This is a genomic window from Paraburkholderia bannensis NBRC 103871 (genome assembly GCF_000685015.1).
In the GTDB taxonomy this organism is placed as follows: Bacteria; Pseudomonadota; Gammaproteobacteria; order Burkholderiales; family Burkholderiaceae; genus Paraburkholderia; species Paraburkholderia bannensis.
In genome coordinates, this window is the sequence record NZ_BAYA01000004.1 from 470,078 (window position 1) to 494,261 (window position 24,184).

Here is a 24,184-nt window from a genome sequence, read left to right on the forward strand (position 1 = left end):
AAAATCTCACAAAGGAGTGATCATGCAAGCTTTCATCGCCAACATCCAGGGTTTCACGGCCATCGGTATCGGCATCATCATCGGCCTGGGTGCAATTGGCGCCTGTATCGGTATCGGCCTGATGGGCGGCAAGTACATCGAAGCGTGCGCACGTCAGCCTGAACTGATGAACCCGCTGCAAACGAAGATGTTCCTGCTGGCTGGTCTGATCGATGCAGCGTTCCTGATCGGTGTTGGTGTTGCAATGCTGTTCGCGTTCGCGAACCCGCTGCTGTCGAAGCTCGCCGCGGTCGCGGGCTAAGTTCCCTGGAAGGATGCGCCTGACCTATAACGGAATGGCGCAGAGCGGAACGGGTGACGAGGCGCTGATCGAGTTTCACAACCGATGAGCGCCTTGCCGTTTCAATTCCCCGGAATAGCTGATTAAGGAAACACCGTGAATCTCAACGCAACCCTGTTTGCGCAAATGGTCGTGTTCCTGATCCTCGCGTGGTTCACGATGAAGTTCGTGTGGCCGCCGTTGATCAACGCCCTCGACGAGCGCTCGAAGAAGATCGCTGACGGCCTCGCGGCTGCTGAAAAGGGTAAGCAGGAACTCGAAGCGGCGCACAAGCGCGTAGGCGAAGAACTCGCTTCGGCCCGTAACGAGGGCCAAAGCCGTATTGCCGACGCTGAGAAGCGTGCACTGGCTGTCGCAGAAGAAATCAAGGCCCAGGCGCAAGCTGAAGCGGCCCGCATCATCGCTACGGCGAAGGCGGACGCAGACCAGCAGGTGGTCAAGGCTCGCGAAGCACTGCGCGCCGAAGTCGCCGCTCTCGCCGTGCAAGGCGCTGAACAGATCCTGAAGCGCGAAGTCGATCAGTCGGCTCATGCCGAACTGCTGAATCAACTGAAAGCCGAGCTCTGATCATGGCCGAACTTGCAACCATCGCCCGCCCGTACGCAGAAGCCCTCTTTGGCGTAGCCGAAGCAGGGGACCTCGCTGCCTGGTCCACGCTCGTTACGGAGCTGGCACAGGTTGCGTCCGTGCCCGACGTGATGTCGGTCGCGTCGAGCCCGAAAGTCAGCCATGCCCAGGTCGTCGAGCTGCTGCTCGCGGCGGTGAAGTCCCCGCTCAAGGATTCGGCCGAGGCCAAAAACCTCGTGCAGATGCTGGTCGCGAATCACCGCCTGGAACTGCTGCCGGAAATCCACACGCAGTTCGAAGCGCTCAAGAACGCCAAGGCCGGTGCAGCTGACGCGCTGATCGTCAGCGCGTTCCCGCTCGAAGGCGCGCAACTGGACGAACTCGTCGCCAGCCTCGAACGCAAGTTCAAATGCAAGCTGAAGCCGACCGTCGAGATCGACAAGTCGCTCATCGGCGGCGTACGCGTCACGGTCGGCGACGAAGTGCTCGATACCTCGGTCCGCGCGCGGCTCGCCAGCATGCAGTCGGCTCTGACCGCCTGAACGCCTCGATCCAAAGGATCGGGCGTGGCGGCTGGCACGCAACAGAATTGAACATCAGGAGCGAATAATGCAACTCAATCCCTCTGAGATCAGCGAGCTGATCAAGAGCCGGATCCAGGGCCTTGAAGCGAGCGCAGACGTTCGCAACCAGGGCACCGTGATCTCCGTGACCGACGGCATCGTGCGCATCCACGGCCTGTCGGACGTGATGCAAGGCGAAATGCTCGAATTCCCGGGCAACACCTTCGGTCTCGCGCTGAACCTCGAGCGTGACTCGGTCGGCGCCGTGATTCTCGGTGAATACGAACACATTTCGGAAGGCGACATCGTCAAGACGACGGGCCGCATTCTGGAAGTCCCGGTTGGCCCGGAACTGATCGGCCGCGTGGTCGATCCGCTCGGCAACCCGATCGACGGCAAGGGCCCGATCAACGCCAAGGCGACCGACGCGATCGAAAAGATCGCTCCGGGCGTGATCTGGCGTGAAGGCGTGTCGCAGCCGGTGCAAACCGGTCTGAAGTCGATCGACGCAATGGTGCCGATCGGCCGTGGCCAGCGTGAGCTGATCATCGGCGACCGTCAGTGCGGCAAGACCGCAGTGGCCGTCGACACGATCATCAACCAGAAGGGCAAGGATCTCATCTGTATCTACGTCGCCATCGGTCAGAAGGCTTCGTCGATCCAGAACGTGCTGCGCAAGCTCGAAGAAACGGGCGCGATCGAGTACACGATCGTGGTCGCTGCTTCGGCTTCGGAATCGGCTGCGCTGCAGTACCTCGCACCGTACGCCGGCTGCACGATGGGCGAATACTTCCGCGATCGCGGCCAGGACGCCCTGATCATTTATGACGATTTGACCAAGCAAGCCTGGGCATACCGTCAGATCTCGCTGCTGCTGCGCCGCCCGCCGGGCCGCGAAGCTTACCCCGGCGACGTGTTCTATCTCCACTCGCGTCTGCTTGAGCGCGCTGCACGCGTGTCGGCCGACTACGTCGAGAAGTTCACGAACGGTGAAGTCAAGGGCAAGACGGGTTCGCTGACGGCACTGCCGATCATCGAAACGCAAGCTGGCGACGTGACCGCATTCGTTCCGACGAACGTGATCTCGATTACCGACGGCCAGATCTTCCTGGAAACCGACCTGTTCAACGCAGGCATCCGCCCGGCAATCAACGCCGGCGTGTCGGTGTCGCGTGTTGGCGGTGCGGCTCAGACCAAGGTCATCAAGAAGCTGTCGGGCGGTATCCGTACCGACCTCGCGCAGTACCGTGAACTGGCGGCATTCGCCCAGTTCGCATCGGACCTCGACGAAGCGACCCGCAAGCAGCTCGAGCGCGGCCGCCGCGTCACCGAACTGCTCAAGCAGCCCCAGTACCAGCCGCTGCAAGTCTGGGAACTGGCTGTGGCGCTGTTCTCGGCGAACAACGGCTACCTCGACGACATCGACGTTGCCGAAGTCCTGCCGTTCGAAAAGGGCCTGCGCGAATACCTGAAGTCGAAGCACGCCGACCTCGTCGCGCGCATCGAGGACAAGAAGGACCTGTCGAAGGACGACGAGAACGCGCTCCACGCCGCTCTCAAGGACTTCAAGAAGTCCGGCGCATACTGATCCGTCCGGGAATCAATCTAGATAAACGGACTGGGGCCTGAGTCGGCGTTCTAGCGCTGACTCAGGTCGACAAAGGAGCAAGCAATGGCTGGAATGAAGGAAATTCGCGGCAAGATCAAGAGCGTGCAAAACACGCGCAAGATCACCAAGGCGATGGAAATGGTCGCGGCATCGAAGATGCGCCGCGCCCAGGAGCGCATGCGCGCTGCTCGCCCGTATGCCGACAAGGTCCGCGACATCGCTGCGCACATGAGCCGTGCGAACCCCGAGTATCGCCACCCGTTCATGGTGGAAAACAACGATGCGAAGGTCGCTGGCGTGATTCTCGTCACGACCGACAAGGGTCTGTGCGGCGGGATGAACACCAACGTGCTGCGCGCGACGCTGCAAAAGTTCAAGGAACTGGAAGCGTCCGGCAAGTCGATCGAGGCAACTGCGATCGGCGCGAAGGGCCTCGGTTTCCTGAACCGTCTGCGCGCAAAGGTCGTCTCGAACGTCGTGCAACTCGGCGACACGCCTCACCTCGAAAAGCTGATCGGCGCCATCAAGGTGCAGCTCGACCAGTACTCGGAAGGCAAGATCTCGGCGGTTTACCTGGCGTACACCCGCTTCGTCAACACGATGAAGCAGGAGCCGGTGATCGAGCAACTGCTGCCGCTGTCGAACGAGCGCCTGGCCGCTGGTGAAGACGATGGCGCGACGCCGAAGTCGCAATGGGACTACATCTACGAGCCGGACGCGCAAACCGTCGTGGACGAACTGCTGGTTCGCTATGTCGAAGCACTGGTCTATCAGGCCGTGGCTGAAAACATGGCGTCGGAGCAGTCCGCACGTATGGTCGCGATGAAGGCAGCGTCGGACAACGCGAAGACGGTCATCAACGAACTGCAGCTCTCGTACAACAAGAGCCGCCAGGCCGCGATTACGAAGGAACTTTCGGAAATCGTCGGCGGCGCAGCAGCCGTTTGATCGACGCATAGACGCGAACCGATTGCGAAACCGCGCCGGTGTATCCGGTAGGCGAGTGAAGAATTCAGGTATCTAAAGGAAAATCGATGAGTACAACTGCTTTGGTAGAAGGCAAGATCGTACAGTGCATCGGCGCGGTGATCGACGTGGAATTCCCGCGTGAACACATGCCGAAGATCTACGACGCGCTGATTCTCGACGGGTCGGAACTGACCCTGGAAGTGCAGCAGCAGCTCGGCGACGGCGTTGTCCGTACGATCTGTCTGGGTGCGTCCGACGGCCTGCGCCGCGGCACGATGGTGAAGAACACGGGCAAGCCCATCAGCGTGCCGGTCGGCAAGCCGACGCTCGGCCGTATCATGGACGTGCTCGGTCGCCCGATCGACGAAGCTGGCCCGATCGTCAGCGAAACGACGCGTTCGATCCACCAGAAGGCTCCGGCATTCGACGAACTGTCGCCGTCGGCTGAACTGCTCGAAACCGGCATCAAGGTTATCGACCTGATCTGCCCGTTCGCAAAGGGCGGTAAGGTTGGCCTGTTCGGTGGCGCCGGTGTGGGCAAGACCGTCAACATGATGGAACTGATCAACAACATCGCTAAGGAACACGGTGGTTTCTCCGTGTTCGCCGGTGTTGGCGAGCGTACCCGCGAAGGGAACGACTTCTATCACGAAATGAAGGACTCGAACGTCCTGGACAAGGTCGCGCTGGTCTACGGCCAGATGAACGAGCCGCCGGGCAACCGTCTGCGCGTCGCGCTGACCGGTCTGACGATGGCTGAGCACTTCCGTGACGAAGGCCTCGACGTTCTGTTCTTCGTCGACAACATCTACCGTTTCACGCTGGCTGGCACGGAAGTGTCGGCACTGCTCGGCCGTATGCCGTCGGCAGTGGGCTATCAGCCGACGCTGGCTGAAGAAATGGGCAAGCTGCAAGAGCGCATCACGTCGACCAAGAAGGGCTCGATTACGTCGGTTCAGGCCGTGTACGTCCCTGCGGACGACTTGACCGACCCGTCGCCGGCTACGACCTTCGGCCACCTTGACGCAACCGTCGTTCTGTCGCGTGACATCGCTTCGCTGGGTATCTACCCGGCAGTCGATCCGCTCGACTCGACCTCGCGTCAGATCGACCCGAACGTCATCGGTGAAGAGCACTACTCGATCACGCGCCGCGTGCAGCAGACGCTCCAGCGCTACAAGGAACTGCGCGACATTATCGCGATTCTGGGCATGGACGAACTGGCGCCGGAAGACAAGCTCGCGGTTGCGCGCGCTCGTAAGATCCAGCGTTTCCTGTCGCAGCCGTTCCACGTCGCGGAAGTCTTCACGGGCTCGCCGGGCAAGTACGTGCCGCTGAAGGAAACGATCCGTGGCTTCAAGATGATCGTCGATGGCGAATGCGATCACCTGCCGGAGCAGGCGTTCTACATGGTCGGCACGATCGACGAAGCCTTCGAAAAGGCCAAGAAGATCCAGTAAGGGTTAGTTGCCTAAGTGCGAACAGGTCATGCGGCCTGTTCGCTACAGCAGCCAATTAATCCCCAAGGAGTCGACACATATGGCAGCAACCATCAAGGTAGACGTCGTCAGCGCCGAAGAGAGCATCTTCAACGGCCAGGCGAAGTTCATCGCGCTTCCGGGTGAAGCCGGCGAGCTGGGCATTCTGCCGGGCCACACGCCGCTCATCACGCGGATCCGTCCGGGTGCGGTGCGCATCGTGGCCGAAAACGGCGACGAAGAGTTCGTGTTCGTCGCAGGCGGCATTCTCGAAGTGCAGCCGGGCGCCGTGACGGTGCTCGCCGACACCGCGATCCGCGGCAAGGATCTCGACGAAGCGAAGGCCGCCGAAGCGCGCAAGCGCGCCGAAGAGGCGCTGCAGAACGCCGGTTCGAACCTCGAGTACGCTACGGCGCAGGCTGAACTGGCCTACGCAGTGGCGCAACTCGCGGCGATCCAGCGCCTGCGCAAGATGAACCAGCACTAAATACGCGAATGCGTGCCCTTCGGGCGCACGCTGGTCGCTTGAAACGGGCTCCCCAACGGGAGCCCGTTTTTTTTCGCCCACGCATTTCAGGGACTTCCCGGGCTTTCGGGCCAACTTTGGAGCGACATCGGAAAATCACTTGACGTTTACGGAAAGGTAATGCGAAATCATGCCTTCGTGTCCGGCGCCGACTTTCTTGACCGACGCGATTCGCAGGCCGTCCGGCAAAGGACGCGCTGCGGGTAAAACTTGATGCTGCTGGCCTCAAGGGCGGTGGCACAATGAATTTCAAATCGATTTCAAACGGGAACGACAATCCCAGGAGACAGCCACCATGGCAATCGACGCAGCCGCAGCGAACGCCCCGCGCGAAGCGCTCATCGCGCCGAAGGACGGGCTTTCCTACGTGCGCGGCAGCACCGCCACGCCTCTGAGCGACGCGACCATCGGCGTGTTCTTGCTCGACACCGCGCAGCGCTTTCCCGAACGTCCGGCCGTTGTGTTTCGCGAGCAGGGTATCCGCTGGACGTGGCGCGAGTTCGCCGACGAAGTGGACGTGCTGGCAGCGGGCTTTCTCGCGCTCGGCATCGAGCCCGGCGATCGTGTCGGCATCTGGTCGCCTAATCGCGTGGAATGGCTGCTCACGCAGTTCGCGACGGCGCGTATTGGCGCGGTGCTGGTCAACATCAACCCGGCGTACCGGCTCGCCGAACTCGAATACGCGCTGAACAAGGTGGGCTGCAAGGCCATCGTCGCGGCGCAGAGTTTCAAGACCTCGAAGTATCTGGAGATGCTGCAGGCGCTCGCGCCCGAACTCGCGCACGCGACGCCGGGCGACCTCCATGCGGCGAAGCTGCCGGAGCTACGCGCGGTGATCCGCATGTGCGACACCGATACGCCCGGCATGCTCAATTTCAGCGACGTGATCGAGCAGGGCCGCGAGCGGCTCGCGCAAACAGGCAAGGGTGAGCTGGAGGCGATCGGTGCGACGCTGAGCCCCGACGATCCCATCAACATCCAGTTCACGAGCGGCACCACGGGCAACCCGAAGGGCGCAACGCTCACGCATCGCAACGTGCTCAACAACGGGCGCTTCATCGCCATGGCGATGCGCCTGACCGAAGAGGATTCGCTCTGCATTCCGGTGCCCCTTTATCACTGCTTCGGCATGGTGCTCGCGGTGCTGGCGTGCGTTTCGGTGGGCGCGAACATGGTGTTTCCTGGCGAGGCTTTCGATCCGCGCGCGACGCTTGAGGCCGTTTCCGACGAGCGCTGCACCGCGTTGCACGGCGTGCCGACCATGTTTATCGCCGAACTCGATCATCCCGACTTCGCGAGCTTCGATCTCTCGCGCCTGCGCACCGGCATCATGGCGGGCTCGCCGTGCCCGATCGAAACGATGAAGCGCGTGGTCTCGAAGATGCATCTTGCGGAAATCACCATCGCCTACGGCATGACGGAGACGAGCCCCGTGTCGTTCCAGAGCGCGACCACCGATCCGCTCGACAAGCGCACGACCACGGTGGGACGCATCCAGCCGCACCTGGAAGTGAAGATCGTCGATGCGCTGGGCAACATCGTGCCCGTGGGCGAAACCGGCGAGCTTTGCACGAAGGGCTATTCGGTGATGCGCGGCTATTGGGGCGACGACGCCAAAACGGCCGAGTCGATCGTCGATGGCTGGATGCATACAGGCGACCTTGCAACGCTCGACGCCGAGGGCTACTGCAACATCGTCGGGCGCCTCAAGGACATGCTGATCCGCGGCGGCGAGAACATCTATCCGCGCGAAATCGAGGAGTTCCTGTTCCGCCATCCGAAGGTGCAGTCGGTGCAGGTATTTGGCGTACCCGATGCGAAGTATGGCGAGGAAGTGTGCGCGTGGATCGTGCTGCGTCCCGGCGAAGGCGCGACGGCCGAGGAGATCCAGGCGTTCTGCCAGGGGCAGATTGCGCACTACAAGATCCCGAAGTACATCCGTTTCGTCGATGAGCTGCCGATGACGGTGACCGGCAAGGTGCAGAAGTTCGTAATGCGCGCGCGCATGATCGACGAACTCAAGATCAGCGAGCAGAAGACCGCCTGAAATTAATCGGGATGCCGAAAGAATGGGCTGGCAATAAAGTCAGCCCATTCAAGCCAAAGCTCGCAATGATGGCGTTGCCAATGCGTCGAATCGCATCGACAGATGGCGCTGAAACGATGGGGTGGGGAAACTGCGGACGAAAAAAAAGCGGGCCTGGAGCCCGCTAAAAACCACACGCTACGGGGTTAGCGCGAGGAGACCAAAGGAGGAGCCGGCTAGAAACGTATAAAACGCCGGTCACGGCTCCAGCAGGGATGCCCCTTAAGCAAGGGCTTCGGCATGCTGCCGACCGGCCGGTGATCGTGTCCGCTCACACTTTGCACCGAGCCACATCCGTGTTGAAACCGTTGAAGGCATTGTGGGCGAATTAATGAACCTTGGCGGTAACAAAGTGTTTCAGGTTGTAACGCCCGTCCTATAAGGCTCCGCGGGATTTTTTGCCATCCTGATCGTTTTGCGGAAGTCATTTTTACCTGCAATTTAATGCGCTGGCAGGCCTTAAAAAAGCACATTGCAGCGCGCCATTCCGCGTGCATGATGAAAGCCCCGCAATATGGGCGAAACGCGCGATACGTCACATGAAACGCCCTACGCATAGCGCAGATGCAGCGGGCATTCACGTTCGCATTCATGTGTGCGATGCAAGGATTCGTCATACCCAATTGCAACGAGTGGTTGCAACTCGTCATATGGTTTAACGAATGATGTCGCGCTGCGAAACGCAGCGCTTGTGCATGATCGATGCACTGGAAATCACTTGAGCCACTTGTCCGAGATTGCCTGGTACTCGCCGCTCGCGCGCAGGAGATGCAGCCACTGGTCGACGTATTGCTGGAAGACGACATCGCCGCGCGGCACCATCCATGCTTTCTCGCCGTACTGGAACGGCTTGTCGGGATGCACGGAGCAAAGGCCTGGATTGAGCTTTTGTTGCAGGAGCGTTTCAGAGGCGTCGGTCACCATCACGTCGGCTTTGCCTGCGAGGATCTGCTTGAAGATCGTCACGTTGTCGGGATAGACGGTGATGTTCGCGTGCGTGAAGAACTGCTTCGCGAAGCGCTCGTTCGTGCCGCCGGGATTCACGATGACACGCGTCGCGGGCTGGTCGATCTGCGCAACGCTCTGGTACTTGCTGACGTCGTCGCAACGCACAATCGGCGTCTTGCCGTCGACCTGATACGGCTCGGTGAAGAACGCGCGCTTCTGTCGTTCGAGCGACGTGGACACGCCGCCCACCGCGACGTCGCACTTCGCGAGGAAATCGTTCATCAGGTTCGACCACGTGGTCTTCACGAACTCGGCCTTCACGCCCAGCGACTTCGCGAGCGACTCGGTCATGTCGATGTCGATGCCTTCGAACGTGCCGTCCTGTTTGTAGAACGAATACGGCTTGTAGTCGCCGGTCGTGCAGGCGCGCAGCGTGCCGCGCGCGATCACGTCGTCAAGCCGCGAGGCAGGCGCAGCGCTTTCGGCAAAGGCGGACGGCGTGACGGCCAGCGCCGCAACACCAATGCAAAGCAGCGAGCAAGCCGCGGCGATCCTGTTCTTTTTCATAGCGGATGTCTCCACGTGCGCGAGGTTGATATCGACGTTTTTAAAGCGCACTGATCGCCGATCTTATGCCGCGTGCGCACCCGCGATAACCATGGACACTCCGGATAGGCCAGCGCGCCAACTGCGCTTATCCCGGCCATCAGGGCCATGCGCCGGCGGTAGCTCCGGTAAAATGACCGACTGCTTCCGAATCTAGCGCGCAAGCGCCCTCCGCACGTGGCCCATACTCTTCTGAACGACACCTTCCTGCGCGCCTTGCTGCGCCAGCCGACCGAGTACACGCCGATCTGGCTGATGCGCCAGGCGGGCCGCTACCTGCCGGAGTACAACGCCACGCGCAGCCGCGCAGGCAGTTTTCTCGGCCTGGCGAAGAATCCCGACTACGCGACCGAAGTGACGCTGCAGCCGCTGGAGCGCTATCCGCTCGACGCGGCGATCCTGTTCTCGGACATCCTCACGATTCCCGACGCGATGGGTCTGGGCCTGTCGTTCCAGCAGGGCGAGGGGCCGAAGTTCGCGCACCCGGTGCGCACCGAGGAAGACGTCGCGAAGCTCGCGGTGCCTGACATCGGCGCGACGCTCGGTTATGTGACCGACGCCGTGCGCGAAATCCGCCGTGCGCTCACCGACGGCCAGGGGCGCCAGCGCGTGCCGCTGATCGGTTTCTCGGGCAGCCCGTGGACGCTCGCGTGCTACATGGTCGAAGGCGGCGGCTCGGACGATTTCCGCACCGTGAAGTCGATGCTCTACGCGCGCCCGGATCTGATGACGCGCATCCTCGAAGTCAACGCGCAGGCCGTGGCGGCCTACCTGAACGCGCAGATCGAAGCGGGCGCGCAGGCCGTGATGATTTTCGATACGTGGGGCGGGGCGCTCGCCGATGGTATTTATCAGCGCTTCTCGCTCCAGTACATCCGCCGCGTGGTCGCGCAACTCAAGCGCGAACATGACGGCGAGCGCGTGCCCGTCATCACCTTCACGAAGGGCGGTGGCTTGTGGCTCGACGAAATCGCGGAAACCGGCGTCGATGCGGTTGGCCTCGACTGGACGGTCAACCTCGGCCGCGCGCGCGAGCGTGTGGGCGACCGCGTGGCGCTGCAAGGCAACCTCGACCCGAACGTGCTGTTCGCTTCGCCTGCGGCGATCCGCGAACAGGCGCGTGCGGTGCTCGACAGCTTTGGCGCGCACCCCGGCCATGTCTTCAACCTGGGCCACGGCATCTCGCAGTTCACGCCGCCTGAAAGCGTCGCTGAGCTGGTCGACGAGGTGCATCGCCACAGCCGCGCACTGCACGCGGCAGGGTGAATTCAGTGTGAATTTTTTGTTGCGCCGCAGCGAGCTGGGCTCTCGGCATCAGGGACGCGTGCGGCGCAACAGGCCATCCAGACGCCATCGCGCCGCTGTCAAGACTTGACTTATACACACTTGTCTCGTTGCGGCGCGCAACAGGGAAAAATTGCCGCAGGGCGATATCAAGGGCTGTGAACAATTAATCAGACCCTTGACAGATAAGGCTTTCGCCGCTCCACGGCCATTTGTGCGGTGTCCCACATAATGACGTCGTCAGGCGGACAGCCGGGCGCTCAAGCCAAGTTCTTAACAAAGTTATCCACAGGCGCGTCGGCGCGGAGCGCGATTGTTCAGCGGAATCCAAAACTTAGCGCGACAAGTGACGTTCTGCTTGAAGTTCGCCCGTCCGTGCGCCAGCGCACTGTCCACGCGTCGTCGGCAATGGGGTAGCGCATGACGCCGTGCTTCGTGCGCGTGGCGCTCGACCATCCACTGACCGCGCTCTACGACTATCGCTATCCGCCCGATGCGCCAGCGCCGCAACCCGGCATGCTGGTGCGCGTGCCATTTGGCCGGCGCGAGGCGGTGGGCCTGATCTTCGAAGTGAGCACTCACAGTGACGTGCCGGCGAACAAGCTGCGCGACGTGAGTGCCGTCTGCGCGTCGTGCCCGCCGCTGTCGGAACAATGGCTCGCGCTGGTGGGTTTTGCCGCCGATTACTACCAGCGCGGACTCGGTGAAGTCGCGCTGCCCGCGTTGCCGCAGGCGCTGCGCGATCCGGCGCGCTGGGCGCGCCTCCTCGCACCCGAGGAGCGCTATCGCGTGCTGCCTGCCGGACGCGAGGCGTTGCCCGATGCGCTGCCCGCACGCGCGCAGGCCTTGCGACGGCTCGCCGAGGCGCTGGTGGCCGCCGGCGCGCTGGATCTGGCCGACGCCCGCGCGCTGCATCCGAAGGCCGCTGCGACGCTTGAATCCTGGTGCGAAGCGGGCTGGGTCGAGTACGAGTGCGTCGAGTTCGGCGCGGCGCAGGCGCACGCGAACGTGGCCGCAAAAACTACCGACGCGGCCGCGCAATCCAGTACGCAAGTCGCACTGCACCAACTGAGCGACGAGCAGGCCGAAGCCGTAGAGGCAATCCTCGAATCGCGCGGCTTCGCGCCGTTCCTTCTGCACGGCGTGACGGGCAGCGGCAAGACCGAGGTCTACCTGCGCGCGCTCGCCGGTTTGCTTGAGCGCGAACCCGGCGCCCAGGCGCTCGTCCTCGTCCCCGAAATCAATCTGACGCCGCAGTTCGAAGCGGCTTTCCGCACGCGTTTCGCGGGCGTGCTGCCCGACGACGCCATCGTCACGCTGCACAGCGGGCTTGCCGAAGGCGAGCGCGCGCGTCACTGGCTCGCCGCCCACACGGGCCGTGCGCGCATCGTGCTGGGCACGCGGCTGGCCGTAATGGCGTCGTTGCCGCGGCTGGCGATGCTGGTGGTCGACGAAGAGCACGATCCCGCCTACAAGCAGCAGGAAGGGCTGCGCTACTCGGCGCGCGATCTGGCCGTGTGGCGCGCCAAGCAGCTCGAATTGCCGGTCGTGCTGGGATCGGCGACGCCCTCGCTGGAAAGCTGGTGGCAGGCCGAGCAGGGGCGCTATACGCGGCTCACGCTGTCGCGCCGCGCCGTGGCCACCGCCGTGCTGCCCACCGTCAAGCTGATCGACCTGGAGGAGGAGCGCCGCCGTGGCCGTGCGTCGTTCGAAGGGCTGTCCGGCCCGCTGATCGCGGCGATGAAAGCCCGGCTCGAACGCGGCGAGCAAAGCCTCATCTTCCTGAACCGGCGCGGCTATGCGCCGGTGCTCTCGTGCGACGCCTGCGGCTGGGTGGCGGGCTGCCCGCGCTGTAGCGCCTACGTGGTGCTGCACAAGCCCGAGCGCGCGCTGCGCTGCCACCACTGCGGCTGGGAATCGCGCATTCCGCATTCGTGCCCGGACTGCGGCAATGTCGATATCGCGCCGATGGGCCGGGGCACGCAACGCATCGAAGAAGCGCTCGCGAGCGCGGTGCCGGGCGCACGGGTGCTGCGCATCGACGCCGACAGCACGCGCCGCAAGGGCAGCGCGCAGGCGCTCTTTTCGGACGTGCACGCGGGCGAGGTCGATATCCTCGTCGGCACGCAGATGGTCGCCAAGGGGCACGACTTCCAGCGCGTCTCGCTGGTGGGGGTGATGAACGCCGATAACGCACTGTTCTCGCACGACTTTCGCGCGAGCGAGCGCCTGTTCGCGCAGCTCATGCAGGTGAGCGGCCGCGCGGGCCGCGCCGGGCTGGCCGGCGAGGTGATGGTGCAGACGCGCTATCCGCGCCACGCGATCTATCACGCGCTGGCGCGCCACGATTACGTGGGTTTCGCGAATTCGCAGATCGCGGAGCGCAGGGACGCGCACCTGCCGCCGTTCGTCTATCAGGCTTTGCTGCGCGCAGAAGGGCGCACGCTGGAAGCGGCCCTGGCGTTCCTCGCCGAAGCCGCGCAGGCGCTCACGACGATGCCCACGGCGTCGCGCGTGATGGCCTACGACGCGGTGCCGCTGACGATCGTGAAAGTGATGAACGTCCATCGGGCGCAACTGCTCGTGGAGAGCGGCTCGCGCGCCGCGCTCCAGGCCACGTTGCGGGCGTGGCTGCCCACGCTGCGCGGCTTGCGCGGCGTGCTGCGCTGGAATCTCGAAGTCGATCCGCTCGATATCTGAGCAGTGAAGCGCTCGATGGACTGAGCAGGGCGCGCGATGCGCCCTCAAGACGGGCTCCCGGTGCGATGGCCCTGGCAATGGCCGATGCGCCGGACTGCACCATTCTTGCGGCTAGTCGCCGCGAAGCCGCGCCAGACGACGAAGGGCGGCCCGCTGGCGACGCTTCAGCGCTGGGCCGCGTGGGCCGCTTCGCCGCTCTCAGGTTGCGCCACACGGACGCGTCGGGACGCCGTTGCGGCCGCGCCCCGGATAAACAGCACGGCGCACACAGCGCACATGCTCCACACACCTGCCACCACCATCCACTTTTCCATTTTTTGGTCCTCGCGCCGGACTGACCGGCTCCCCGTTATGCCTGTATATCGGCAAACGATGCGTTTTGAACAGGGTGACAAAAAAGATTCACGCCCAGGGAAAATACCGAGCGCAACCTGCGCCCGCCCCGAGGGCCGCTACCGGCCGCAAATCCAGGCTGCACGGGGCTTTCGGCGGGGTGCAACCGATCCGCGAAATTGGTTGCACCTTTTTTTTGGGAGGGGTACGATTCGCCAACTTTTTAGTCTTTGGCCGGTGCGGGTCAGCCGGCATACGAAGGAATCATGGCTAGCACCACCCTTGGCGTTAAGGTCGACGACCTCCTCCGCTCGCGGCTCAAAGATGCCGCAACGCGCCTTGAGCGCACCCCGCACTGGCTCATCAAGCAAGCCATCTTCGCGTACCTCGAAAAGATCGAGCACGGCCAGCTGCCGCCGGAACTGAACGGCCACGTGAGCGCCGCCGATCTGGCCGATGGCGCAACCGCCGACGGCCCCGACGAGTACGCGTCGCACCCGTTCCTCGAATTCGCCCAGAACGTGCAACCGCAGTCGGTGCTGCGCGCGGCCATCACCGCCGCGTACCGCCGCCCGGAACCGGAGTGCGTGCCGTTCCTGATCGGCGAAGCGCGCCTGCCCGCCAACCTGACCGGCGACGTCACGAAGCTGGCCACGAAGCTGGTCGAGACGCTGCGCGCCAAGCGCACCGGCGGCGGTGTGGAAGGCCTGATCCACGAGTTCTCGCTGTCGAGCCAGGAAGGCGTGGCGCTGATGTGCCTGGCCGAAGCGCTGCTGCGCATTCCCGACCGCGCCACCCGTGACGCGCTGATCCGCGACAAGATCAGCAAGGGCGACTGGAAGTCGCACGTCGGGCACGCGCCGTCGCTGTTCGTGAACGCCGCTACGTGGGGCCTCATGATCACCGGCAAGCTGGTGACGACGAATAGCGAAACCGGCCTGTCGTCGGCGCTCACGCGCATGATCGGCAAGGGCGGCGAGCCGCTGATCCGCAAGGGCGTGGACATGGCGATGCGCCTGATGGGCGAGCAGTTCGTCACCGGCGAAAACATTTCCGAAGCGCTGGCCAACAGCCGCAAGTTCGAGGCACGCGGTTTCCGCTACTCGTACGACATGCTCGGCGAAGCCGCGACGACCGAAGCCGACGCGCAGCGCTACTACGCCGCTTACGAGCAGGCGATCCACGCAATCGGCAAGGCGGCCGGCGGCCGTGGCATCTACGAAGGCCCCGGCATCTCGATCAAGCTTTCCGCGCTGCACCCGCGTTACTCGCGCGCGCAGCAGGAACGCACGATGAACGAGCTGCTGCCGCGCGTGCGCGCGCTGGCTGTGCTCGCGCGCCGTTATGACATCGGCCTGAACATCGACGCTGAAGAAGCCGACCGTCTCGAACTCTCGCTCGACCTGCTCGAAGCGCTGTGTTTCGACCAGGAACTGGCGGGCTGGAACGGCATCGGCTTCGTGGTGCAGGCGTACCAGAAGCGCTGCCCGTTCGTGATCGACTACATCGTCGATCTGGCGCGCCGCAGCCGTCACCGCATCATGGTGCGTCTCGTGAAGGGCGCGTACTGGGATACGGAAATCAAGCGTGCGCAGGTCGATGGCCTCGAAGGCTATCCGGTCTACACGCGCAAGATCTACACCGACGTCTCGTACCTCGCCTGCGCGAAGAAGCTGCTGGGCGCGCCGGACGCGGTGTATCCGCAGTTCGCCACGCACAACGCGTACACGCTGGCTGCGATTTATCACCTCGCGGGCAACAACTACTACCCTGGCCAGTACGAATTCCAGTGCCTGCACGGCATGGGCGAGCCGCTGTACGAAGAAGTCACCGGCCCGCTCGCGCAAGGCAAGCTGAACCGTCCGTGCCGCGTGTACGCGCCGGTCGGCACACACGAAACGCTGCTCGCGTACCTCGTGCGCCGCCTGCTCGAAAACGGCGCAAACACCTCGTTCGTGAACCGCATCGCCGATGAAACCGTGCCGGTCGCGGAACTCGTCACGAACCCGGTGGACGATGCCGCGAAGGTCGTGCCGCTGGGCGCGCCGCACACGAAGATCCCGCTGCCGCGCGAACTCTATGGCAGCGAGCGCCTGAATTCGATGGGCCTCGATCTTTCGAACGAACATCGTCTCGCGTCGCTGTCGTCGGCGCTGCTGGCAAGCGCGCATCATCCGTGGCGCGCTGCGCCGATGCTCGCCGATATCGATATCGCCGATGGCGTCGCGCGCGACGTGCGCAACCCGTCCGATCTCCGTGATCTGGTGGGCACCGTGGTGGAAGCCACGAGCGAGCACGTGAGCGCCGCGCTCTCGCACGCCGTGGCCGCTGCGCCGATCTGGCAAGCCACGCCCGTGGAAGCGCGCGCCGATTGCCTGTCGCGCGCCGCCGATCTGCTCGAAGCGCAGATGCATACGCTGATGGGCCTGATCGTGCGCGAAGCAGGCAAGTCGCTGCCGAACGCCATCGCCGAAATCCGCGAAGCCATCGACTTCCTGCGCTACTACTCGACGCAGATCCGCGAGGAATTCTCGAACGACACGCATCGCCCGCTCGGCCCGGTCGTCTGTATCAGCCCGTGGAACTTCCCGCTGGCGATCTTCATGGGCCAGGTGGCCGCCGCGCTCGCCGCTGGCAACACCGTGCTCGCGAAACCCGCTGAGCAGACGCCGCTGATTGCCGCACAAGCCGTGCGCATCCTGCGCGAAGCGGGCGTGCCCGCAGGCGCCGTGCAACTGCTGCCGGGCGACGGCGAAACCGTGGGCGCAGCGCTGGTTGCCGATGCACGCACGCGTGCTGTGATGTTCACCGGCTCGACGGAAGTCGCTCGCCTCATCAACAAGACGCTGTCGCAGCGTCTGGATTCGGACGGCCGTCCGATCCCGCTGATCGCCGAAACCGGCGGCCAGAACGCGATGATCGTCGATTCGTCGGCGCTCGCGGAACAGGTCGTCGCCGACGTGCTGCAAAGCGCATTCGACTCGGCAGGCCAGCGCTGCTCGGCACTGCGCGTGCTGTGCCTGCAAGATGACGTGGCCGATCGCACGCTCGAAATGCTCACGGGCGCGATGCAGGAACTGGCGGTGGGCAACCCCGATCGCCTGTCCGCCGACGTCGGCCCGGTGATCGACGCCGACGCCAAGCGCGGCATCGATGGCCACGTGGCCACGATGCGTGAGAAGGGCCGCAAGGTTCTGCAAATGGCGATGGGCGACGACTGCGCGAAGGGCACCTTCGTGCCGCCGACGCTGATCGAAATCGAGAGCCTCGACGAACTCAAGCGCGAAGTGTTCGGCCCGGTGCTGCACGTGATCCGCTATCGCCGCAGCCAGCTCGACAAGCTGCTCGAACAGATCCGCGCAACGGGCTATGGCCTCACGCTCGGCATCCACACGCGTATCGACGAAACCATCGCGCACGTCGTTGGCCGCGCACATGTGGGCAACATCTACGTGAACCGTAACGTGATCGGCGCGGTGGTCGGCGTGCAGCCGTTCGGAGGCGAAGGTCTGTCGGGCACGGGCCCGAAGGCCGGTGGTGCGCTTTATCTGCAGCGCCTGCTCGCCAAGCGTCCGGCCGGTCTGCCGAAGTCGCTGTCCGATTCGCTGATCGTCGACCAGCCGCAAGGCGACGCTTCGGGCAATTCGGCGCACGCGAATCTCACGACGCTGCGCGACTGGCTCATCAGCGAGCGCGAACCAGCACTCGCAGCGCGTTGCGACGGCTATCTGCAATACGTGCTGGCAGGCGCAACGGCGGTGCTCGCTGGCCCGACTGGCGAGCGCAACACCTACACGCTGTCGGCGCGCGGCACGGTGCTGTGCGTGGCCTCGACGCCGACGGGTGCACGTGCGCAACTCGCCGTCGTTCTGGCAACGGGCAATCGTGCGCTGTTCCAGGGCGCGGCGGGTGAAGCGCTGGTGAATGCGCTGCCCGCATCGCTCAAGGCACACGTCGCGATCAAGAAAACGGCTGATGCCGACTTCGACGCAGTGCTGTTCGAAGGCGACAGTGACGAGCTGCTCGGCCTCGTGAAGGAAGTGGCTAAACGTGCTGGCCCGATCGTGTCGGTGCAAGGCGTGGCGGCACACGCGCTCGCCAATGGCGACGAAGATTACGCACTCGAACGACTGCTCACGGAGCGTTCGGTGAGCGTGAATACCGCTGCGGCTGGCGGCAATGCAAATCTGATGACGATCGGTTAAGCACAGTCCATACTGTCGGTCGTCTCAAGACAAGGAAGCGGCAAAGCTACGAGCCGAAGCCGCTCATTTGATACCTGGTACCAAGGAGAAGCTATGCAACACACGATGAAGCAGCTGGCAGGCGCAACGCTGGTTGCGGCCCTGTCGCTGGCGGGGACCGCAAACGCGCAGCAGGCCGACGACGTCAAGATCGGTTTCGCAGGTCCGATGACGGGTGCGCAGGCGCACTACGGCAAGGACTTCCAGAACGGCATCACGCTGGCGGTCGAAGACATGAATGCGACCAAGCCGGTGATCGGCGGCAAGCCGGTGCGCTTCGTGCTGGATTCGGCAGACGACCAGGCTGACCCGCGCACGGGCACGACGGTCGCGCAGAAGCTCGTCGACGACGGTATCAAGGGCATGCTCGGCCACTTCAACTCGGGCACGACGATCCCGGCTTCGCGCATCTACGCGAACGCAGGCATCCCCGAAATCGCCATGGCCACGGCGCCGGAATACACGCAGCAAGGCTTCAAGACGACGTTCCGCATGATGACTTCGGACACGCAGCAAGGTTCGGTCGCGGGCACGTTCGCAGTGAAGAACCTGGGCATGAAGAAGATCGTCGTGGTTGACGACCGCACGGCTTACGGCCAGGGTCTCGCCGACGAATTCGCCAAGGCTGCGAAGGCTGCGGGCGGCAACATCATCGACCGCGAATACACCAACGACAAGGCTGTCGACTTCAAGTCGATCCTGACGAAGGTGAAGTCGCTGAACCCGGATCTGGTCTACTACGGCGGCGCCGATTCGCAGGCTGCGCCGATGGTCAAGCAGATGAAGTCGCTGGGCCTGAAGGCTCCGCTGATGGGCGGCGAAATGGTTCACACGCCGACCTTCCTGCAGATCGCGGGTGACGCAGCGAACGGCACGGTGGCATCGCTCGCCGGCCTGCCGCTGGAAGAAATGCCGGGCGGCAAGGACTACGTCGCGAAGTACAAGAAGCGCTTCGGTGAAGACGTGCAGACGTACTCGCCGTACGCCTACGACGGCGCAATGGCCCTGTTCGACGCCATGAAGAAGGCCAACTCGACGGATCCGGCAAAGTACCTGCCGTTCCTCGCGAAGACCAGCATGCCGGCTGTGACGTCGAAAGACCTCGCGTATGACCCGAAGGGCGACCTGAAGAACGGCGGCATCACGCTGTACAAGGTCGTCGACGGCAAGTGGACGACGCTGCAAAGCGTGGGCGGCAAGTAAGCTGTTGAGCTAGCTTTCGCTGCGAAGAAGTAAAAAGCCCCGCGAGATCGCAAGATCCGCGGGGCTTTTGTTTTGTGTGCCCGCCTTCTACAACGGCAAAGGTGAGCTTATTCAGGATTCCTTGTCAGTCATTCGCCGCGTGATTTTCTGCCGGCGTCGCGCACCTGTTCGAGCGTCGCGGCCGGCGTGCTCGCTTCCTTCGTCACGCGGATCTCGATGAGCGCGGGCTTGCCTGCCTTGAGCGCGCGTTCCAGTGCGCCCGCGAACTGCGCGGTCGCCGTGACCACTTCACCATGCGCACCGAACGACTGCGCAAAGGCCGCGAAGTCCGGATTGGTGAGCTGCGTGCCATGCACGCGGTCTGGATAGTGGCGCTCCTGGTGCATGCGGATCGTGCCGTAGTGGCTGTTGTTCACGACGATGAACACCACGTTCAGGCCGTACTGCATGGCCGTTGCGAGTTCCGGTGAAGCCATCATGAAGCAGCCGTCGCCCGCGAGCGCCACCACGGCGCGCTGCGGATACAGCGACTTCGCGGCAATCGCTGCGGGCACGCCGTAGCCCATCGCGCCGCTGGTGGGCGCAAGCTGCGAGCGGAAGTGCCGATACGAAAAATGCCGATGCAGCCACGTCGCGTAGTTGCCTGCGCCGTTCGTGACGATGGCATCGTCGGGAAGTTGTGCGCGCAACTGTTGCATCACTTCGCCGAGCTGCACGTCGCCGGGCATCGGGCGCGGCGTGCGCCACGCGAGATACGCCTCGTGCGCTTCGGTGGCCGCGCCAGTCCACGCGGGCATGTCGGGCGCGGGCAGCGCCGCGAGTAGCGCTGCCATTTCCGCGAGGCCCGAGACGATCGGCAGATCGGCGGCATAGACGCGCCCGAGTTCTTCCGCGCCCTGATGCACGTGGATGAGCGTCTGCGTCGTCTTGGGGATGTCGAACAGCGTGTAGCCGCCCGTCGTGGATTCGCCCAGACGCGGGCCGAGTGCGAGCAGCACGTCGGCTTCTCGAATGCGCGCCGACAGCGCCGGATTGATGCCGAGACCCACGTCGCCCGCGTAGTTCGGATGATCGTTGCTCAGCGTGTCCTGGAAGCGGAACGCGAGGCCGATGGGCAACTGCCAGTTCTCGACGAAGCGTTGCAGGTCGGCGCACGCTGCGGGCGTCCAGCCATGGCCGCCCGCGATCACAAAGGGCTTCTTCGCGCCCGCCAGCAACTCGCGCAGACGCACCATCTGCGCGGCCGAGGGCGAGGCCTGCACGCGCTGCGCCGCAGGCGGCGTGCGCTGTGCTTCGGCTGCGGGAATCGCGCCGCTGAGCATGTCTTCGGGCAGCGCCAGCACGACGGGGCCGGGACGGCCCGAGGTCGCGATATGAAACGCGTGGCTCAGGTATTCGGGCACGCGGCGCGCGTCATCGATCTGCGCGACCCACTTCGCCATCTGCCCGAACATGCGCCGGTAATCGATCTCCTGGAACGCCTCGCGATCCATCTGCTCGCGCGCGACCTGGCCGATCAGCAGGATCATCGGCGTGGAATCCTGGAAGGCGGTGTGCACGCCAATCGACGCGTGCGTCGCGCCCGGCCCGCGCGTGACGAGCGCGATGCCCGGCTTGCCCGTGAGCTTGCCGGTCGCTTCTGCCATATTGGCTGCGGCCGCTTCGTGGCGACACACGATGGTGTCGATCCGCGCGGTCTCGTCCGCGAGCGAATCGAGTACGGCGAGATAGCTCTCGCCGGGCACGCAGAACACGCGCTCGACGCCATTGGCGACGAGCGCGTCCACCACGAGGCGCGCGCCGGTGACGGTCTGCGATGCGAGATTTGAAGCGGTTTCGTTCGACTGCTGCTGCATGGCGTTGCTGTCTCCTCTCAGTCCTGAATCGGGTTTTGCGATCCTGCTTCGATATGGTCTTGCCGTGCTTCAGGTCACCGCACGATCAGCACTCGACGATATTCACCGCGAGGCCGCCGCGCGAAGTCTCCTTGTACTTCGTCTTCATGTCAGCGCCGGTTTCGCGCATCGTCTTGATGACGGAGTCGAGCGAGACGTAATGCGCGCCGTCGCCGCGCAGCGCCATGCGCGCCGCGTTGACGGCCTTCACCGACGCCATGGCGTTGCGCTCGATGCAGGGAATCTGCACCATGCCGCCGACCGGATCGCAGGTGAGGCCAAGGTTGTGTTCCATGCCGATTTCAGCGGCGTTCTCGACTTGCAGCGGCGTGCCGCCGAGCACGGCCGCGAGCGCGCCCGCCGCCATCGAGCAGGCCACGCCCACTTCGCCCTGGCAGCCTACTTCCGCGCCCGAGATCGATGCGTTGAGCTTGTAGAGAATGCCGATCGCCGCCGCAGTGAGCAGGAAGTCGATCACGCCTTGCTCGTTCGCGCCGGGCGTAAAGCGCACGTAGTAGTGCAGCACGGCGGGGATGATGCCGGCCGCGCCGTTGGTCGGCGCGGTGACGACGCGGGCGCCCGCGGCGTTTTCTTCGTTGACGGCGATCGCGTAGAGGTTGATCCAGTCGATCATCGACAGCGGATCCTGCAACGCGCGCTCCGGATGCGCGGTGAGCGCGCGATAGAGCTGCGGCGCGCGGCGCTTGACCTGGAACGGGCCGGGCAGCGTGCCTTCTGCTTCGGGATTGTTGATGCCGCAGCCGCGCGACACGCACGATTGCATCACGTCCCAGATGCGCAGCAGGCCGCTGCGGATTTCCTCGTCGCTATGCCAGACGCGTTCGTTTTCGAGCATCAGTTGCGCGATGCTCTTGCCCGTGGACGCGCACAGCGCGAGCAGTTCGGCGCCCGAGCGGAACGGATGCGGCATCTGCTGCGCGGCCGACAGCACCTTGGTGTTCGGCGCGCCGGCCGTGACGACAAAGCCGCCGCCCACGGAGAGATACGTGCTCTCGCGCAGCGTCTCGCCGTTGGCGTCGAGGGCGCGCAGCTTCATGCCGTTCGGGTGCTCGGGCAGCGCCTGACGATAGAACGCGATGTGCTCCTTCATCACGAAAGGAATCGTGTGATGGCCGAGCAGCGCGAGCAGGCGCGAGGTGCGCACGGCTTCGAGACGTTCGTTGATGCTGTCGGGATCGACGGTGTCGGGTGCATCGCCCATCAGGCCGAGCATGACGCCGCGGTCGGTGCCGTGGCCCTTGCCGGTGGCGCCGAGCGAGCCGTACAGCTCGACTTTCACCGAGGCGGTGGGCGCGAGCAGGCCGTCGCGCTCCAGCCCTTCGGCGAACATCAGGGCGGCGCGCATCGGGCCGACGGTGTGCGAGCTCGACGGCCCAATGCCGATCTTGAAGAGATCGAAAACGCTTACTGCCATGGGTACTGCTCCTGCTTGATCGTGTCGGTTTTCAGGGGATGCCGCACGGTGCGGTGCGCGGCATCGAATTCAATGCGCCACCGCTGCAACCCCTCGCGCGCTGGTCAGCGCGCCGGCAACGGCAGGCAAACGGCGAGCCACGCGGGTGGCGTGGGCGCCAGCTTGAGCGCGATCGGCGTGTAACGGCCGTCCAGACGCGCTGCAAGGTGATACAGCTCGGCGGCGTTCTTCGCGTCCCATGCGCCGGTGTAGCCGGGCAATCCGGCCTCGCGGCGCTTGGCGTCGAACGGCACGCTCGAATGCACGAATTCCTCGTGCGTTTTCTCGCCCGTGGCATAGGGCGTGAGCCAGTCCAGCGCGCCCGCCAGCGTCGCGCCGTTGGCGGCGCGCTCCGGCAACCAGTTGCGGTTGTGGCGGCGCGCGGCGAGCGCGGCCGTCACGAGCGGCTGCAAATCGTAGGTGACGTAGTGCAGCGCGTCGCGCTCGGTGAAATCGAGCGTCGAGCCATCGGGCGCGACGTTGTCGCCGATATGCTCGATGAACAGGCGCTGCGCCGTCGCAATCATCTTGCGGTTGTCCAGCGTGAACGCGATCATCGAAATCAGCTTCACGCGATGGCTCTGCCAGTTGTTCGCGAAAGTGCCCTTGAGCGGGCGCGGCTGCGAATCCACCTGCTGGATGTAGCCATTGGCGAACTTGTTCAGGAACACCATCGTCGCGTTGCGCGTCTTCACGGGCAGCGCGCTCGCGGTCATGTCGTAGGCGAGGATCAGTCCTTCGAAACGGGTTTCGTCGATGGGGTTGAAGCTCGGCTGATACGTCGTGACCCACGCAAACAGAAAGCGGTCGACGAGCTTCAGGTAGCGGTCGTCGCTGGTCGCGCGCCAGGCAAGCGCCGCATTGCGCATCAGGTCGAGTTCTTTCTCGGCCTCCACGCTCTGGTCGTAAATGCCTTCGTGCGGCAGCGTGCCTTCCGTATGCAGCTTCGCAAGCGGATGCGGCGTGTCGTTCACGTGCGACTGCACCTCGGCGACCAGCGCCTTGACGCCGGGATCGGCGTTGGTGCGCTCGCTTGTCTGCAAGGCGGGCGCCGCGCAGAAGTTCATCGCCGCGCGCGCCGGTTGCGCCGCGCCCAGGGCCGCAAGACCCATGCTCACGAGACAGGCAACCAGATGCTTGCGCGCGCTGCGCGCGGGCGTTGCCTGATTGGCCGAATGAGCATGCCCGGCAAACGCCGTTCCCACCTTCCGCGCCATGCGCGACTCCCTGATTCAAGGCTGACAGGTGTGTGATGTTAACGGTTTGGCAGGCGTTTGCGGCAGCAAATGTGCGTTGCGCGAAAACCGCCGCGGCCCCGCAAAGGGCGCGCGGCGGTGTGAGCGCCTTGCAGCAAGGGCG

16 protein-coding genes are annotated in these 24,184 nt (G+C 64.2%); 12 read left to right on the plus strand and 4 right to left on the minus strand.

Annotated elements, in window-relative coordinates:
* The first annotated feature begins 22 nt into the window (after window positions 1-22).
* The 8 genes from atpE (at window position 23) to BBA01S_RS08235 (ending at window position 8,099) form a co-directional block, all read left to right on the plus strand.
* Window positions 23-301: a F0F1 ATP synthase subunit C gene (gene atpE / locus BBA01S_RS08195; RefSeq protein ID WP_027815999.1), complete on the plus strand. Its 279-nt coding sequence runs from the start codon at window positions 23-25 to the stop codon at window positions 299-301.
* Window positions 302-436: 135 nt separating this feature from the next.
* The gene (locus BBA01S_RS08200; protein WP_027816000.1) at window positions 437-907 is read left to right on the plus strand and encodes a F0F1 ATP synthase subunit B; all 471 of its coding nucleotides are present in this window, start codon (window positions 437-439) and stop codon (window positions 905-907) included.
* Window positions 908-909: 2 nt separating this feature from the next.
* Window positions 910-1,449 carry a F0F1 ATP synthase subunit delta gene (locus BBA01S_RS08205; RefSeq protein WP_027816001.1) on the plus strand — a complete coding sequence of 180 codons (540 nt, stop codon included), beginning with the start codon at window positions 910-912 and terminating at the stop codon, window positions 1,447-1,449.
* 67 nt (window positions 1,450-1,516) lie between these two features.
* Entirely contained in the window at window positions 1,517-3,058 is a 1,542-nt protein-coding gene (gene atpA, locus BBA01S_RS08210; protein WP_027816002.1) for a F0F1 ATP synthase subunit alpha, read from the plus strand.
* An 84-nt stretch (window positions 3,059-3,142) separates the two neighbouring features.
* Window positions 3,143-4,027 (plus strand): F0F1 ATP synthase subunit gamma, encoded by an 885-nt coding sequence (gene atpG, locus BBA01S_RS08215; RefSeq protein ID WP_027816003.1) that lies wholly within the window; start codon window positions 3,143-3,145, stop codon window positions 4,025-4,027.
* Between the two features lie 86 nt (window positions 4,028-4,113).
* On the plus strand, window positions 4,114-5,508 hold the full coding sequence (atpD, locus tag BBA01S_RS08220) for a F0F1 ATP synthase subunit beta (protein WP_027816004.1): 1,395 nt from the start codon (window positions 4,114-4,116) through the stop codon (window positions 5,506-5,508).
* 79 nt (window positions 5,509-5,587) lie between these two features.
* Window positions 5,588-6,013 (plus strand): F0F1 ATP synthase subunit epsilon, encoded by a 426-nt coding sequence (locus tag BBA01S_RS08225; protein ID WP_042296371.1) that lies wholly within the window; start codon window positions 5,588-5,590, stop codon window positions 6,011-6,013.
* Between the two features lie 334 nt (window positions 6,014-6,347).
* On the plus strand, window positions 6,348-8,099 hold the full coding sequence (locus BBA01S_RS08235; protein ID WP_042296373.1) for an AMP-binding protein: 1,752 nt from the start codon (window positions 6,348-6,350) through the stop codon (window positions 8,097-8,099).
* A gap of 753 nt (window positions 8,100-8,852) precedes the next feature.
* Here the strand turns inward: BBA01S_RS08235 and BBA01S_RS08240 are convergent.
* Entirely contained in the window at window positions 8,853-9,653 is an 801-nt protein-coding gene (locus tag BBA01S_RS08240) for a transporter substrate-binding domain-containing protein (RefSeq protein ID WP_027816007.1), read from the minus strand.
* Window positions 9,654-9,869: 216 nt separating this feature from the next.
* Between BBA01S_RS08240 and hemE the strand changes: the two genes are divergently transcribed.
* From hemE to BBA01S_RS08260, 4 genes are all read left to right on the plus strand, one after another.
* Window positions 9,870-10,958, plus strand: coding sequence for a uroporphyrinogen decarboxylase (gene hemE / locus BBA01S_RS08245; RefSeq protein WP_027816008.1), 1,089 nt, complete (start codon window positions 9,870-9,872; stop codon window positions 10,956-10,958).
* 438 nt (window positions 10,959-11,396) lie between these two features.
* Entirely contained in the window at window positions 11,397-13,676 is a 2,280-nt protein-coding gene (locus BBA01S_RS08250; protein WP_027816009.1) for a primosomal protein N', read from the plus strand.
* 599 nt (window positions 13,677-14,275) lie between these two features.
* Window positions 14,276-18,214: a trifunctional transcriptional regulator/proline dehydrogenase/L-glutamate gamma-semialdehyde dehydrogenase gene (gene putA / locus BBA01S_RS08255; protein WP_027816010.1), complete on the plus strand. Its 3,939-nt coding sequence runs from the start codon at window positions 14,276-14,278 to the stop codon at window positions 18,212-18,214.
* Between the two features lie 93 nt (window positions 18,215-18,307).
* Entirely contained in the window at window positions 18,308-19,456 is a 1,149-nt protein-coding gene (locus BBA01S_RS08260; RefSeq protein ID WP_027816011.1) for a branched-chain amino acid ABC transporter substrate-binding protein, read from the plus strand.
* Between the two features lie 128 nt (window positions 19,457-19,584).
* Here the strand turns inward: BBA01S_RS08260 and BBA01S_RS08265 are convergent, their stop codons facing one another.
* The 3 genes from BBA01S_RS08265 to BBA01S_RS08275 all read right to left on the minus strand — a co-directional run bounded on the left by BBA01S_RS08265 (window position 19,585) and on the right by BBA01S_RS08275 (window position 24,042).
* On the minus strand, window positions 19,585-21,312 hold the full coding sequence (locus BBA01S_RS08265; RefSeq protein ID WP_027816012.1) for a thiamine pyrophosphate-binding protein: 1,728 nt from the start codon (window positions 21,310-21,312) through the stop codon (window positions 19,585-19,587).
* A gap of 85 nt (window positions 21,313-21,397) precedes the next feature.
* Complete coding sequence (locus BBA01S_RS08270) at window positions 21,398-22,786, minus strand: L-serine ammonia-lyase (RefSeq protein ID WP_027816013.1); 1,389 nt, start codon at window positions 22,784-22,786, stop codon at window positions 21,398-21,400.
* Window positions 22,787-22,890: 104 nt separating this feature from the next.
* Complete coding sequence (locus tag BBA01S_RS08275; RefSeq protein WP_027816014.1) at window positions 22,891-24,042, minus strand: alginate lyase family protein; 1,152 nt, start codon at window positions 24,040-24,042, stop codon at window positions 22,891-22,893.
* Between the last annotated feature and the right edge of the window lie 142 nt (window positions 24,043-24,184).